The sequence below is a fragment of the Dermatophilaceae bacterium Soc4.6 genome, assembly GCA_039889245.1.
Classification (GTDB): domain Bacteria; phylum Actinomycetota; class Actinomycetes; order Actinomycetales; family Dermatophilaceae; genus Lapillicoccus.
Genome location: JAZGVH010000002.1, coordinates 2,697,037 through 2,711,047, shown reverse-complemented (window position 1 = coordinate 2,711,047; position 14,011 = coordinate 2,697,037). Strand labels below are relative to the sequence as shown.

At 74.0% G+C, this 14,011-nt stretch carries 13 protein-coding genes and 2 tRNA genes; 9 read left to right on the top strand and 6 right to left on the bottom strand.

Translation table 11 applies throughout. From position 1 onward, the window contains the following. Positions 1-102: 102 nt before the first annotated feature. Entirely contained in the window at positions 103-840 is a 738-nt protein-coding gene (locus tag V3N99_12570; protein ID MEO3937576.1) for a response regulator transcription factor, read from the bottom strand. A gap of 263 nt (positions 841-1,103) precedes the next feature. Between V3N99_12570 and V3N99_12565 the strand changes: the two genes are divergently transcribed. The 4 genes from V3N99_12565 to V3N99_12550 are packed head-to-tail and all read left to right on the top strand — an operon-like array spanning position 1,104 to position 2,876. Continuing rightward, positions 1,104-1,244 (top strand): hypothetical protein, encoded by a 141-nt coding sequence (locus V3N99_12565; GenBank protein MEO3937575.1) that lies wholly within the window; start codon positions 1,104-1,106, stop codon positions 1,242-1,244. A gap of 47 nt (positions 1,245-1,291) precedes the next feature. After that, positions 1,292-2,059 (top strand): dienelactone hydrolase family protein, encoded by a 768-nt coding sequence (locus V3N99_12560; GenBank protein ID MEO3937574.1) that lies wholly within the window; start codon positions 1,292-1,294, stop codon positions 2,057-2,059. Continuing rightward, positions 1,998-2,420: a hypothetical protein gene (locus tag V3N99_12555; GenBank protein ID MEO3937573.1), complete on the top strand. Its 423-nt coding sequence runs from the start codon at positions 1,998-2,000 to the stop codon at positions 2,418-2,420. The genes V3N99_12560 and V3N99_12555 overlap by 62 nt, the downstream gene beginning before the upstream one ends. A gap of 12 nt (positions 2,421-2,432) precedes the next feature. Further along, the gene (locus V3N99_12550; GenBank protein MEO3937572.1) at positions 2,433-2,876 is read left to right on the top strand and encodes a GtrA family protein; all 444 of its coding nucleotides are present in this window, start codon (positions 2,433-2,435) and stop codon (positions 2,874-2,876) included. Between the two features lie 56 nt (positions 2,877-2,932). On the opposite strand, the gene V3N99_12545 is transcribed toward V3N99_12550, so the two are convergent. Then, positions 2,933-3,020 (bottom strand) — tRNA-Ser (locus V3N99_12545). A 284-nt stretch (positions 3,021-3,304) separates the two neighbouring features. Between V3N99_12545 and V3N99_12540 the strand changes: the two genes are divergently transcribed. Beyond that, the gene (locus tag V3N99_12540; protein ID MEO3937571.1) at positions 3,305-4,822 is read left to right on the top strand and encodes an LCP family protein; all 1,518 of its coding nucleotides are present in this window, start codon (positions 3,305-3,307) and stop codon (positions 4,820-4,822) included. A 6-nt stretch (positions 4,823-4,828) separates the two neighbouring features. Here the strand turns inward: V3N99_12540 and folP are convergent, their stop codons facing one another. Together folP and V3N99_12530 are read right to left on the bottom strand one after the other, a co-directional pair. Further along, positions 4,829-5,740 carry a dihydropteroate synthase gene (gene folP, locus V3N99_12535; GenBank protein ID MEO3937570.1) on the bottom strand — a complete coding sequence of 304 codons (912 nt, stop codon included), beginning with the start codon at positions 5,738-5,740 and terminating at the stop codon, positions 4,829-4,831. Between the two features lie 68 nt (positions 5,741-5,808). Then, positions 5,809-5,896: transfer RNA gene (locus V3N99_12530), tRNA-Ser, on the bottom strand. A 355-nt stretch (positions 5,897-6,251) separates the two neighbouring features. Here V3N99_12530 and V3N99_12525 point away from each other — a divergent pair. The 4 genes from V3N99_12525 (at position 6,252) to V3N99_12510 (ending at position 11,766) form a co-directional block, all read left to right on the top strand. After that, positions 6,252-7,928, top strand: a complete 1,677-nt coding sequence (locus V3N99_12525) for a S8 family serine peptidase (GenBank protein MEO3937569.1) — start codon at positions 6,252-6,254, stop codon at positions 7,926-7,928. Next, the gene (locus V3N99_12520; GenBank protein MEO3937568.1) at positions 7,925-8,557 is read left to right on the top strand and encodes a sigma-70 family RNA polymerase sigma factor; all 633 of its coding nucleotides are present in this window, start codon (positions 7,925-7,927) and stop codon (positions 8,555-8,557) included. Before V3N99_12525 ends, V3N99_12520 begins: the two co-directional genes overlap by 4 nt. Continuing rightward, on the top strand, positions 8,554-9,096 hold the full coding sequence (locus tag V3N99_12515; protein MEO3937567.1) for a carboxypeptidase regulatory-like domain-containing protein: 543 nt from the start codon (positions 8,554-8,556) through the stop codon (positions 9,094-9,096). The genes V3N99_12520 and V3N99_12515 overlap by 4 nt, the downstream gene beginning before the upstream one ends. Positions 9,097-9,237: 141 nt before the next feature. Continuing rightward, positions 9,238-11,766 carry a CHAT domain-containing protein gene (locus V3N99_12510; GenBank protein MEO3937566.1) on the top strand — a complete coding sequence of 843 codons (2,529 nt, stop codon included), beginning with the start codon at positions 9,238-9,240 and terminating at the stop codon, positions 11,764-11,766. An 11-nt stretch (positions 11,767-11,777) separates the two neighbouring features. Here V3N99_12510 and V3N99_12505 read toward each other — a convergent pair whose 3' ends face one another. Both V3N99_12505 and V3N99_12500 read right to left on the bottom strand, forming a co-directional pair. Continuing rightward, positions 11,778-13,667: an alpha/beta hydrolase gene (locus tag V3N99_12505; protein ID MEO3937565.1), complete on the bottom strand. Its 1,890-nt coding sequence runs from the start codon at positions 13,665-13,667 to the stop codon at positions 11,778-11,780. Then, positions 13,667-13,981 (bottom strand): hypothetical protein, encoded by a 315-nt coding sequence (locus V3N99_12500; protein MEO3937564.1) that lies wholly within the window; start codon positions 13,979-13,981, stop codon positions 13,667-13,669. The genes V3N99_12505 and V3N99_12500 overlap by 1 nt, the downstream gene beginning before the upstream one ends. Positions 13,982-14,011: the final 30 nt, after the last annotated feature.

Sequence of the window (14,011 nt, the reverse complement as noted above, 5' to 3'; positions counted from 1 at the left end):
GCCACTGGCGCCACTGGCGCCACTGGCGCCACTGGCGCCACTGGCGGAGCCGATGAGCCCTGGCGTCCCGAGAAGAAGAACCGGCGAGGGCCGGAGCCTGCCTCAGACGGTGGGCTTGAGGACATACCCCACGCCTCGCATCGTGTGGATCATCGGCTCTCGCCCGGCGTCGATCTTCTTGCGCAGGTAGGAGATGTAGAGCTCGACGACGTTGGCCTGGCCGCCGAAGTCGTAGTTCCAGACCCGGTCGAGGATCTGGGCCTTGGACAGCACCCGCTTGGGGTTGCGCATGAGGTAGCGCAGCAGCTCGAACTCGGTCGCGGTGAGGGTGATGTTGTCGGCGCCGCGCATCACCTCGTGGCTGTCCTCGTCGAGCGTGAGGTCGCCGACGACGAGCATCGACTCGTTGTCGTCGGCCGCGAGGATCGCCGTGCGGCGCATCAGCCCACGCAGACGGGCGACGACCTCCTCGAGGCTGAACGGCTTCGTGACGTAGTCGTCGCCACCGGCCGTGAGGCCGGCGATGCGGTCCTCGACGGCGTCCTTCGCGGTGAGGAAGAGGACCGGGATGCGGTCGTTGTGCTCGCGCATCCGGCGCAGGACCTCGAGGCCGTCCATGTCGGGCAGCATCATGTCCAGCGCCACGACGTCGGGGTCGAACTCGCGGGCGGCGCGCACGGCGCCCATGCCGTTCGCGGCCGACTTGACCTCCCAGCCCTCGTAGCGCAGCGCCATCCCGAGCAGCTCCGTGAGGTTCTGCTCGTCGTCCACCACGAGCACCCGCGGAGCGGAGCCGTCGGGTCGCTGGAGCTTCTGGGTCTTGGCCTGGGCCTTGTTCATGATGGGAATCCTGAGTGTCTCGGCTTGGCGTGGCGTAGGTCTTCGCTGTGACTTCTCTGTGAGTCCTCTGTGGCGCGACCAGCAGGTCGATATCCGGGCCACAGGTCCGGCACAGCCGCATACGGGAGCGTCAGCGGTGGCGACCGGTGACGGTGAGCGACCCCGTCCCCGAGCAACGCTCGGGGAGGCCACGGGGTTCGCGTGGTCGCCCCAGAGCTAGGTCGCCCGCGGCAGCGCGATGCCCCACGAACAGGAGGGACGAGATGGGCACCTGGTACGACGAGGCCCCCGCCGGGCCGCCCCGACCTGTGACGCTGGTGAGGCTGCCGGCACCCGAAGTCGCCGACGAGACCCCGGCGCGGGGGTTCGGGCGACACCACGGTCAGGGCGGCACCACGACCTGACGCCCCGACGGCGGCGGCGCGTCCACCGGGCAGGTAGCGTCCGGACCATGGACCTCATCACCATCCCTGTCCCCGGCGGCTCGGCCGAGGCATACGTCGCTCGCCCCGAGTCAGGCTCCGGCCCTGGCGTGCTCCTCTTCATGGACGCCATCGGCGTGCGGCCCGCGCTGGCCGCGATGGCCGACCGCATCGCGAGCTGGGGCTATGTCGTGCTCGTGCCCAACGTCTTCCACCGCAGCGGCACGGTCGAGCAGGTCGGGCCGCACGCCGACCTGCGCGCGCCGGGCGAGCGCGAGAAGTTCTTCGGCGAGGCGATGCCCCGCATCGGTGAGCTGACCACCGACCTCGCCCTGCCCGACATCGACGCCTACCTCGAGACGCTCCACGGCCTCGACGGTGTCACCGGCGAGCACGTCGGCGTCCTCGGCTACTGCATGGGCGCGCGCCTCGCCATCCGGGCCGCCACCAGCCACCCCGACGAGGTCGTCGCCTGCGCGGGCTTCCACGGCGGTGGTCTCGTCACGGGTGCACTCGGGCTCGATCGTCGACGCCGGACCCTCGATCGCCGGCAGCCGGGGCGGCCTCCCCGGCGGCGCACCGGGCGGCGCCGCCAATCGCTTCCCGGGAGGTGGCTTCCCCGGGGGTGGCTTCCCCGGGGGTGGCTTCCCCGGGGGCGCACCCCGTACCGGCGCACCGGGCGGCACGGCGACGCAGGGTGGCACCGGCTCGGCCCGTGGGGCCCGCGGTGGCGGCATGGGTGGTCTGCTCGACGCGACCACCCCCAGCACCGCCGTGGTCGCGGCGCTCTCGGCTGACGCGTCGAGCTACACCTGGGTGGCAGCGGCCGTCGGCTCGCAGACCGCAGCCGGCCTCCAGCTCGGCACCCAGCTGCCGGTGATGCCGATCGGAGGCTTCAACGGCAGCGACCCGTCACCCACCCTCGCGCAGTTCCAGCGTGATGTCGCCGACGGCAAGATCCACTACTTCCTCGCCGGTGGCGGCATGGGCGGGGCGAGCACGGGTGGCAGCGACGTCGGCACCCAGATCGCCACCTGGGTCGAGCAGAGCTACACAGCCGTCGACATCGACGGGTCGACGTTCTACGACCTCACCGCACCCCTGGCGGCGGGGTCGGCGTCCACCACGACCGGCGCCGCGACCACCGCGACGACCTGAGGCTGGCCACCCGTGACCACCCAGGCACCCCCGACGAGCGCGACCGCTCCGGCGGCTGGCCGCTCCGGAGGCCAGCTCGCCCGCTTCTCCACCATCGGTCTGGTGAGCACCGTGCTGCACCTCGGGCTCTTCGCCCTCCTGCGGGGCCCACTGGGTGAGCAGGTGGCCAACGGGATCGCCCTCGTGGTGGCGACGGTGCTCAACACGGCCGCCAACCGGTCCTGGACCTTCGGCGTGCGGGGACGACACGGCCTGGGCCGCCACCACGCGCAGTCGCTGACGGTCTTCGCGCTCACCTGGGGCCTGACCAGCGCCGCGCTGGCGCTGCTCGGCACCGGCTGGCCCCACGCCCCTGCCCTCGTGCAGGTCGGGTGCGTGGCGGCCGCCAACGTCATCTCGACGGCGGTGCGGTTCGTGGCCATGCGGCGCTGGATCTTCCGGCCTGTCACCGTCTGAGCGGCCACGCGAGCAGGCCCCGCGACCGAGGTCGTGGGGCCTGCTGGGTGTCTCGGCGGAGGCGGCGAGATTTGAACTCGCGAGGGGTCTTCAACCCCAACCCGCTTAGCAGGCGGGCGCACTAGGCCACTATGCGACGCCTCCAACACCGCCCTGCTCGCCTCGACATGGACTGATCCACGACGCGGGAGGCTGGGCCAGCACACACTACCGGGGGCCCCCACGTGGGCCAAACCGGGCCAGGGGTGACCGCCTCTAGCGGGTGGGGAGCGAACCTTTCTGCCTCCTCGCGCGTCTACCCTCGTGGGTCGCGCTCCGGTGCAGGGGGACGGGCTCCGGGCCCGGTGACCTCGCCGAACGCCCTCGGCCACGCGGGATCAAAAGGTATGCTGCCCACGGTTCGACGAGACAGACCAGGACGAGGACGCATGACCCCCGATGAGCGCCGCGCCCCCTCCGGTGGGGCCCGCACCCGTCGTCGTCGCGAGCAGCGCCACCTCAACCGGCGCTCCGCAGGCCTCACCCTGCTCGCGCTCGTGCCCGGTGCCGGTCTGACCCGCACCCGCTACCGCGCCCTCGGATGGAGCCTGCTCGCGCTCCTCGCGGGCGCCGTCGCCACCGTGGCGGTGCTCGTCCTCACGCAAGGTCCGAGGGCCCTGCTGGGCTCAGCTCTCAAGGTCGCGGTCGACCCCGGCCTGCTGCTGGTGACCGCCGGCCTGCTCGTCGGTGCAGCGCTCGTGTGGGTCGCCACGATCGTCCTCACCCACTGGGCCACCCGCCCCGCCGACGCCGACCCCGTGGCTCGCGCGGGGATGCGCATCCTGACGGCGGCCCTGTGCGTGCTCGTCGTGCTGCCGCTCGCCAAGGCGGTGAGCTACGTCGGGATCCAGCGCGACGTCATTACGACGGTCGCGGCCGGCCAGACGATGCGTAAGTCGACATCGACGGCCACGCCACGGGTGGCCGCCGCCGACCCGTGGGCCTCGACCCCCCGGGTCAACATGCTGCTGCTCGGCTCCGACGCCGGTGCGGACCGCACGGGCCTGCGCACCGACTCGATGGTCATTGCCAGCACCAACACCAAGACCGGTGCCACGGTGCTCATCAGCCTGCCTCGCAACCTCGAGCGGGTGCCGTTCCCGCCGAGCAACCCCCTGCACCGGCTCTATCCCAACGGCTACCACTGCCCCGAGCGCGGGGTCGGCAACGAGTGCCTGCTGAACGCCACGTGGGCCGAGGCCGTCGGCCACAAGGACCTCTTCGGCACCGATCCCAACCCCGGTCTGACCACGATCCGGGGCGTGCTCGAGGAGATCACGGGCCTCACGATCGACGACACGACGATCATCGACCTCGCCGGCTTCGAGTCCCTGGTCGACGCGATGGGTGGTGTCGAGGTCAACAACACCGAGCGACTGCCCATCAACGGCTACCACACCAGCAGGGGGGGGGTCGCCGGCATCGAGGGGTGGATCGAGCCGGGCTTCCAGAAGCTCGACGGCCACCGTGCGCTCTGGTATGCCCGCTCGCGGCTGCTCTCCGACGACTACTCGCGGATGCGCCGTCAGCGCTGCCTGATCGGGGCGATCGTCGACCAGGTCAACCCCGCCACGATGCTCTCGAAGTATCCCCAGCTCGCCCAGGTGGCCAAGCAGAACATCACGACCGACGTGGCGATCAGTGAGCTGCCCGCGTGGGTCGACCTGGTCGAGCGGATGCAGAAGGGCGGCATCCGCTCGCTGACCTTCACCTTCGACGTGATCAACGTGGCGCGACCCAACTTCGACAAGATGCGCGCCCTCGTCCAGGACGCCATCAACCCGCCGACCCCGGTCACGCCGCCGACCACCAGCGGGACGACGCCGACGACCCCGCCCACCCCGAAGGCTCCGGCGACCAGGGCCCCCGACACCGGCACCGCTGTGGACGTCAAGTCCGCCTGCTGAGGCACCTCACCCCGCCTGGGAGACGCCCCGCACGGCGTGGACCGGCATCCGGTCACCGCGCAGGCTCGCGACCATGTCGAGCACCCGCCGGGTCGCCCGTACGTCGTGGGTGCGGAAGACCGTGGCGCCGAGCCAGGCTGCGACCGCGGTGGCCGCGAGGCTGCCCTCCAGCCGCTCGTCGGCGGGCAGGTCGAGGGTCTCGCCGACGAAGTCCTTGCGCGAGATCGCCTGCAGCACGGGGTAGCCCAGCGCGACGACGTCGGCCGTGTGGCGCAGCACCACCAGGGAGTGCGCGGTGGTCTTGCCGAAGTCGAGGGTGGGGTCGACCAGCACCCGACTGGCCGGCACGCCGGCCTCGACCGCCCGCAGCGCCCCGTCGCGCAGGGTGGCAAGGACGTCGGCGTCGACTCCATACGGCTCGGGGGGGTAGGTCACGCCGACCGGGTCGGTGCGCGGCGGCAGGCCCCCCGTGTGCGAGACGACGCACCCCGCGCCGATGCGCGCCGCGACGTGCACCAGGTCGGGGTCGTGACCGGCCCACGTGTCGTTGACCAGGTCGAGCCCCACCACCGAGGCCGCGAGCGCGACCTCCGAGCGCCAGGTGTCGAGGCTGAGGACGAGGTCGGGGTAGGCGGCGCGGGCGAGCTCGAGGAAGGGCAGCACCCGGTCGATCTCCTGCGCGGCGGTGACGACCTCACCCTCCTGCCCGGCGCGGACGCCGCCGACGTCGACGATGTCGGCCCCCTGGTCGACCGCTTCGTCGAGCGCCCTCCGGGCGGAGTCGAGGTCGGTGTGGCGGTTGCCGGCGAAGAAGGAGTCGGGCGTGCGGTTGATGATCGCCATCACCGCCGGCCGGGAGGCGTCGACGGTGCGCCTCCGCAGCGTGAGCGACGCGGGCCGGGGCAGGGAGTCGGTCACGACGCCGATCCTGCCACCGGGCCGAGCCGCGTTCCCGGGTGGTCACGAGCAGGGCGCGGATGCAGGCGTGGCGGTGGGTGTGGGATTTGAACCCACGAGAGGTTGCCCTCTGGTCGCTTTCAAGGCGACTGCACTCGGCCACTATGCGAACCCACCTGGTGGCCCACATCCTCCCAGACGCCCGGCGCCTCCCGTGACCGAGGCCGGTGGTGCGGGTGCGGCGCTGCCCACGTGGCTGCCAGGCCCCCCCTGGGCCCACGGCCCCTCGTCTCGAGGTCGAGGCAGCGCCGCACCGGGACGCGGCTACCTCCGACGAGCGCCGCATCCGGTGTTTCCGACTCCCCCGATGGGCCGGACGAGGGGGAAGAGCCACGCCCAGGGCACCTGATACACCTCCGCGAGAACTTTCTCGAAAGACGTCTCTGCCGTCCGACGACGTATCAGGAGGCACGCATCCGCCTCCTCCGAGACACCCCCCGGGGCCTGCCCTGAGCCCTACGCTGAGCAGGGGGTGGATTCCGCCGATCGACAGGAGATCCGGATCATGGCCTACCGCACCACACCGTCCGACCCGCGACCCGCCGCGCAGCTGCAGCGCCCCCCGCTGCCCCCCATCGCGGACGCCGCCCTCCAGCGCTACCGCGGGCACGTCCTGGTGCCGGAGCAGACGGTCGACCACCTCGGCCGCCGGCCCAACCCCACCGCCTACGTCGCCGACCAGCTGCTGGTGCAGGGGTCGGGGTCCGGAGCGGCGCTCGAGGCGCTGGTCGAGGCGGCCAAGGCGACCGGTCACGTCGTGGGCGCGTCGCCGACTGCGCCGGGCAAGCGCGCGGCCTACGTCGACCAGCTGAGCGAGGCGGCGCTGGCCGAGCTCGCCGACAAGGTGTGGGTGACCCGCCTGCGGCTGCGACCCGACCCCGACTCGTCGGCGCCCACCCCGGATGCCTGGACCGTGCTGCAGAAGTACCGCTCGATGGTCGGCGACGAGCGCCCAGACGAGTGCACCGTCGGGCTCAACCACCTCGTCTCGCTCACCACCACCCGGGTCGAGGGCTCGCCCTACTTCTCCGGCCCGGGTATCCCCGGTGCGCCCTACTTCTCGGGGCCCGGCACCGATGGCGCGCCCTACTTCTCCGGCCCGGGGGCCGGGCAGCCTCCCTACCCCGGGCCCGGTCTCGGAGGTCGTGTGCCGGTGACCTGGCTGGGGCGGCCCCCCGCCCCGACGACGACCACGACCGGACGGCGCCCCGTCGTCGCGGTGCTCGACACCGGTCTCGGCGAGCACGACTGGCTCGTGCCGCCGCACGCCTCCCTCGGGGCGTGGGTCGGCGGGCACCCCATCGGCCTCGCCGACGACGTGCCCGACGCCGAGCTGACCGGCGTGGTCCGCGACCCGCTCCAGGGCGGCCTCGACCGCGACGCCGGTCACGGCACCTTCATCGCCGGCATCGTGCGGCAGGTCTGCCCGGACGCCCGGGTGCTCGCCATCCGCGTGATGCCGAGCGACGGCGTGGTCGACGAGCACCAGCTGACCATCGCGCTCAACATGCTGCTGGTGCGGCAGGCCCGGGCCCAGCTCGGTCGGACCGCGCGGGACCGCCGCGACCGCGACGAGGTCGTGGACGTCGTCTCGCTGTCGCTCGGCTACTACCACGAGAGCCCCGACGACGTCGCCTACAGCAGCGTGCTCGGCGGCACCCTGCGACGGTTTGGCGAGCTCGGGGTGGCGGTCGTCGCGGCCGCCGGCAACGACCACACGATTACCCCGATGTTCCCCGCCGGGCTGGCCTCGAGGTCCGGTGGCGCCGACCTGCACCGGGACGCGGTCCCCCTCACCAGCGTCGGCGCCCTCAACCCCTCGGGCACCGTCGCGCTCTTCTCCAACGCCGGCGACTGGGTCAGCTGCAGCCGCCCCGGCGCCAACGTCGTCTCCACCCTGCCGGTCACCTTCGACGGCAGCCTGCAGCCCGCGATCGCGACCCCCGACGGGCGCGAGGCCATCGACCCCGACGACTACGCCAGCGGCTTCGGCATCTGGAGCGGCACCTCCTTCGCCGCGCCGGTGCTCGCCGGCGAGATCGCGGCGCACCTCGTGGGCCAGGGCGGTCTCGACGACGTGAGCCCGGAAGCGATGGTGTCCCGCGGGTGGGCTGCGGTCGGCGCCGAGGTCGGGTGGCAGCGGCCGTGACGGCCGAGACCCCCGCCGACGTGCCCGCCGACGTGCCCGTGCACCCGCCGCCCGACTCCCTGGTGGAGCGCGCCTCGAGTGCCTTCGCCGCCTACCAGGCCGGTGACGCCCAGCGCCTGACCGAGCTCGTCGAGCTCGTCACGCCCCTGTTGTGGCACACGGTGCGCGCCCAGCGCGTCGAGCACGAGTCGGCGCAGGACGTCGTGCAGACGACCTGGTTGCGCCTCGTGCACCACGCCGAGACGATCCATGAGCCGCACGCCGTGCTCGCCTGGTTGATCACGACGGCGAAGCGCGAGAGCTGGCGGGTGGTGCGTCGCGCCGACCGTGACCGACCGCTGCCGACCGACGACGAGCGCGGCCAGCTGCCCGACCGCGCCGGGCCGGGCCCCGACCACGTGGCCCTGCAGTCGCTCGAGGGGCAGGTGCTCTGGCGGCACGTCGAGGCCCTGACGCCCCGGTGCCAGAGCCTGCTGCGCGTGATCGCCTTCGCCGAACGCCCCGACTACGGCGCGGTCGCCCTCGCCCTCGGGATGCCCGTCGGCAGCATCGGCCCGACCCGCGGGCGCTGCCTCGCCAAGCTCCGACTCCTGCTCGACCACGACCCGCACTGGGGGGACCAGCCATGACCGACCACCTCGACCCGTATGCCGCGGACGCCGCGCTCGACGCCGCCGCCGCCGGCTCCATCGACACCCTCGACGAGGTCGCCCTCACCGTGCTGCGCGCGGTGCACGAGCGACGTGACCCCGTGCCCGCGGGACTGGTCGAGCGGGTGCAGTTCGCCATCTCGCTCGACCACCTGGAGGCGGAGGTCGCCCAGCTGCAGCGCACGGGCGCGCCAGAGCTCGTGTCGAGGTCGGACCTCGACCGGGTCGACGGCGCGCAGAAGGCCCACTCGGTGACCTTCACGAGCGATACGGTGACCACCATGGTCACCATCACCCCCGTCGACGCGGCGTCGGTGCGCCTCGACGGCTGGGCGGCCCCGGGTGCGGGCCTGCGGGTCGAGCTGCGGCTCGGCGACCGCAGCCACCACACCACGGCCGACGAGGACGGGCGCTTCGTCTTCGACCAGGTCGAGCACGGCATGGCGCAGCTGGTCCTGCGTCCGGGTGACCCCACCAGCGGCCAGCGGCCGGTCGTCACCCCGGCGCTCGAGATCTGAGCGGTCGCGACGCCCCCGACGAGCGAGCACCTCCAGCAGGCGGATGAGCTGCACCGGCTCGCCCGCGCCTCGAACGACGCCGGTCACCCCGCGCGGGGGGCGCAGCTCGCCCGGCGGGGTCTGCGGCTCCTGAGCGGGGAGGTGCCGGCCGCGACCTCAGACGCCGACGACCTCGCCGTCGCGGCCCTGCGCGGGCGGGCTCGGCTGCTGCTGACCCTGGCCTTCTCCGACTTCGAGCTGCACGGCCTCGACCGCAGCCGGGAGTCGGTCTCCGCCGCCCTCCTGGCGGCGCAGGAGAGCGGCACGCCGGAGGTCGTCGCCCTCGCCCACGACCTGCGGGGCCTCATCCTCATCCGCGGGGGCGACCTGCGGGGCTCACTGGTCGAGCTCGACCTCGCGGTCGCGCTCGAGGGGCACCTGCCGGAGCGCGAGCGCGGGTCGCTGCTGCTCAACCGCGGCACCGTCCACCTCTTCCGCCGCGACCTCGCGGCGGCACGGGCCGACCTGTCCCGCAGCATCGAGCTCGCTGCTGCCACTGGTGACGGGCAGGTGGAGTTCAAGGCCCGTCACAACCTCGGGTACGCCGAGTTCCTCGCGGGCGACCTGCCCCGGGCCCTCGACACGATGGCCCGGGCCGACGCGCTCGACGTGCCCGTCTCCCGCAGCGTCTGGCTGCTCGACCGCGCGCGGGTGCTGATGGAGGCCGGCCTGCTCGCCGACGCCGAGGCCTCCCTCGCCTCGGCCGTCACCCTGCTCAGGAGCGAGCGGGCCGGTCAGGACCTGGCCGAGACCCAGCTCGAGCGCGCCCAGCTCGCCCTGCTGCAGGGCAACTGGGAAGCGGCCGTCGCGCACTCCACCCGGGCCAAGCGCGAGTTCGTCCGCCGCGGCGCCGCTGGGTGGGCGACCCGCGCCGACGTCACCCGGTGGCAGGCCCAGCTCGACTCGCCCCCCGGAGGACACGGTGCGACCCGGGTGGTGCGGGAGGTGACCCGGGGTGCCACCGACGCGCCCACCGACCCCCCGGACCCGAGGTCGCTGCTGCTGGCCGCCGAGGCCAACCTGCGGCTGGGACGGGTGGTGGAGGCGAGCAGCCTCCTCGAGCTCGCCGGTGCCGGGCGCGCCGACGACGCGCTGAGCTCACGCCTGCACCAGCACCTCGTGCGGGCGCAGGTCGCGACGGCCACGCAGGACCGGACGACGGCGCGCCGCGAGCTGCGAGCGGGACTGACGACCCTCGCGCGCGAGCAGGCCCGCCACCACAGTCTCGACCTGCGCACCGCCATGGCGGTGCACGGGCGACGCCTCGCCGAGCTCGACGTGCGCCTGGCCCTGGAGTCGGGCTCCGGATCGCGCGTCTTCGACGCCCTCGAGCGCTGGCGGGCGATGTCGCACCGCCGCACCGCGGTCACCCCACCCGACGACGACGGCCTGGCCGGGCTGCTCACCGAGCTGCGGCTGGTCGCGGAGGACCTACGCGGCGCGCCACCGGAGGCTCGGGTCGACGGGCTGCGACGACGACAGCGGCGGCTGCAGCAGGCCGTGCGCGAGCGCGAGTGGCAGCTGCGTGGTGACGGCCGCTCCCGCCCCGAGGCGCGACTGCGCGAGGTGCGACCGGTCCTCGCCGCGACCGGGAGCGACCTCGTGGCCTACGTCGTGCTCGACCAGCAGCTGCTCGCGGTCACGGTGCGGGGACCGCGCTGCACCGTCGAGGTGCGCGGCCCCTGGGCCGAGGTCGAGGTCCTGCTCACCCGGGTGCTGGCCGACCTCGACGCGCTCTCGGGGCCGCACCTTCCGGCACCGCTGCGCACAGCCGTGGCAGCCTCGCTGCGGCGGGACCTCGCGCGGCTCGATGCCCTCGTGCTGCCGAGTGGCCTGGCCGACTCGTCGCGTCTGGTCGTCGTGCCGTCGCGCACCCTCGCCTCGGTGCCCTGGACGCTGCTGCCCCGACGGCGGGGGCGGTCGACGACGGTCGCGCTCTCGGCCACGTCGTGGGTGCGGGGCTCGGGGGCCGCCCGTGCCCCCACCAGAGGCAGGCCGTTGTCGGACACGCCGCTGCGCGTCGGCGCCGTGGCCGGACCGGGTCTGCCGCTCGCCGCGAGCGAGGTGCTCGACGTGGCCCGCCTGTGGGCGGGTGCGGGCGCGGAGACCGTCTCGGTGCCGGCTCAGGACGGGGTCGCCTCCGTCCTCACGGATGCCCTGGTGGGCTCCGACCTCGTGCACATCGCGGCCCACGGCACCCACCACCGCAGCAACCCGCTCTTCTCCAGCATCACGCTGACCGGTGGGCCCCTCTACGCCTACGACCTGCCGCAGGACGCCCGCCTCGCCGGTCACGTGGTGCTGGCGGCCTGCGACCTGGGGCTCGTCACACCCCGGCCTGGAGACGAGGTGCTGGGCCTCACCGCCGCCCTGCTCAGTCTGGGGACGACCTGCGTCGTCAGTGCGGTCTCGCGCGTCGACGACGCCACCGCCCTCGCGACGATGCTGCACTACCATCGTGCGCTCGTCGCCGGAGCCGACTCGGCGAGCGCCCTCGCGCAGGCGGTCGACGGCAGCCGTGACCCCGAGGGCCCGGACGACGACCTCGAGCACCCCTCGCCGTTCGTCTGCTTCGGGTCGGCCTGGACGGCGCCGGCGCCGACACCTGCCGCCGGGCAGGCGCGGGGCTGAGCCGCCGACGCTCACGCCACCGCGTGCTCGTGTCCGCCCGTGGGCTCGCGGGAGTGCTCCGGGTCGCGCCAGGTCGTCGGGGCTCGCGCCAGCATGCCGTGGGGGCCGAGCTGGTCGGCGTGCCCGCTGGCGATGTCGGCCAGGCTGTAGAGCGACTCCGACCCCGGGTCGTAGTAGCGGCTGTGGTCCTTCTCGCCGATGAGGTCGAGCAGCCCGGGGCCGTCTCGCTCGACGCTCTCGGCGCGGAAGCGCTGGGCTCTGAAGCCCGGGTCGAGCGGGTCGGCGCCCAGCAGGGTGTCGGACGCGAGGTGGATCAGGTCTCGGCTGGCGGTGGCCACGTGCAGCTGGTCGGGCCGCAGACCGAGGTCGGCGACGTCGCGGGCCGACCCGCCCACCCCAGGGCTGCCGATGAGGGCGACCTGGTCGACGTCGGCGGCGAGACCGTGGTGCTGCAGCGCCAGGCCGGCTGTCGTGCTGCCGTAGGAGTGGGCGACGACCGTGATCACCGGGTCGCCGGCCTGGTGGGTGACAGTCAGCGCGTGGGCATCGGCGGCGAGCAGGGCGCCGCCGACCTCGGCCCGGTCCTGCCCGGCCACGGTGGTCCACTCCGGCGCGTCGTAGCCCTGCCACGCGACGACGGCCGTCGCACCGGCCGGGTCGGCCGCTGCGGCCTCACGCCACAGGGCGACCGCGTCCGTGCCCACCTGGTCGAGGTTGGCCACACGCGACTCGAGCCCGGGCACGCACAGCGCGACGTGCTCGGCGGTGTCGGGGTCTCCGTAGGCTACGGCGGCCCGCCCCTCGGGGACCGACCGCTTGGAGTAGGCGGCCGCGTCGTAGGTCACGAGATAGGCCGCAGGGCCGGCGGTGAGGGCACGAGCCACCGCGAGCGCGTTGCGGTAGACCCCCAGACGCCGCTTCACCTCGGGCAGCAGCATCCGGCCCGCGCCCCAGGGGCCGGGCAGCGACCCGAGCGCGACGACCTGGGCAGGCGACAGGTGGGCGAGCAGCGCGTCGAGACCGCTGACCGAGGTGGGCACCGCGATCCCCACCGACCGCAGCAGCTGCACGCCCTGCGCCTCGTCCGCCGTGCGGACCAGGCGGTTGGCCCGGTCGCGGTCGACCACGGGCACTCCCGCGAGGGCACCGACCATGCGAGGGTCGTTGCGCACCAGCGTCTCTCGCTCGGCGCTGCTGAGGGTGGCCCAGAAGGCGCGCACCTGCTCGGGCGAGGTCGGGAGGGCGGACAGACCGGCTCGCCCCAGGAACGCGGTGAGCCCGCCCGCCGTCAGCAGCACCAGCTGACCGGCGAGCGCCGACGCACCCCGCACCGATCCCAGCAGGGTGTCGGTGGCCGCCAGCCGCTCGAGGGCTCCGGCGCACTCGTCGCGGTGCCGCTCGACCTGACGGGCCAGCGCGGCATACGCCAGGTCGATCTCGGTGGTGGAGCGGAAGCCGCTGCGCGAACGGGCCAGAGCCAGGTCGCTGTCGGCGACCTCCCACTCGAGCAGCCGCTCGGGCGGCGGCGGCAGAGGTATGCCGCCGAGGGTCGCCTCGGCCGGTGCCAGCAGGTCGTGTGCTCGGCCGAGGTCCTCGACCCGGCGGCCGACCACCACGAGCGCGTCGGCGTAGGAGCCGAGGGCCTGGGCCGCGCTCTCGAGGACGGCGGGGGCACGGGCCACGTAGTCGGCGGTGACCCCGACGTCATGGGCGGCCGCCTCACCGGCCGGCCCTTCGGGCCACGCCGCGAGCAGCCGAGGCACGGCAGCGGACACCGAGGCGGCCAGCCGGTGCAGGCCCCGGGCGGCGTCGTCGACGCTCCGCTCCAGCGTCCTGACGGCCCGAGGGTCGTCGCCGATCAGCGCGTAGTGGCCACCCTCATCCGGCTGCGGTGCCCGCATCAGACACCGCCGCGCACTGATCGGCCAGCGGCCCCAGCCGACAGCCCCGCAAACCGGTGACGGGCCCGGTCCTCCTGCGCCTCGACGTCTCGGGCCGACTGCGCGCACCGCTGCTCGAGCAGGAGGAGCTCGGTGCCGAGGGCTCGCAGGCCGTCGGACCAGACCGCGAGCACCGGTGCGATCTCGGGACCGGCGCCCCTACCGTCGGCTGCCGGCGGCAGGTGCAGGCTCTCGAGCTCGCGGGCGATCATCTGGGCCGACGGGCCCAGGTCTCCCACGCTCGCACCGACCGACCGCACGGCCTGCGGATCCATTGCGAACACCGTCTGCCCCCCTGACCTGCC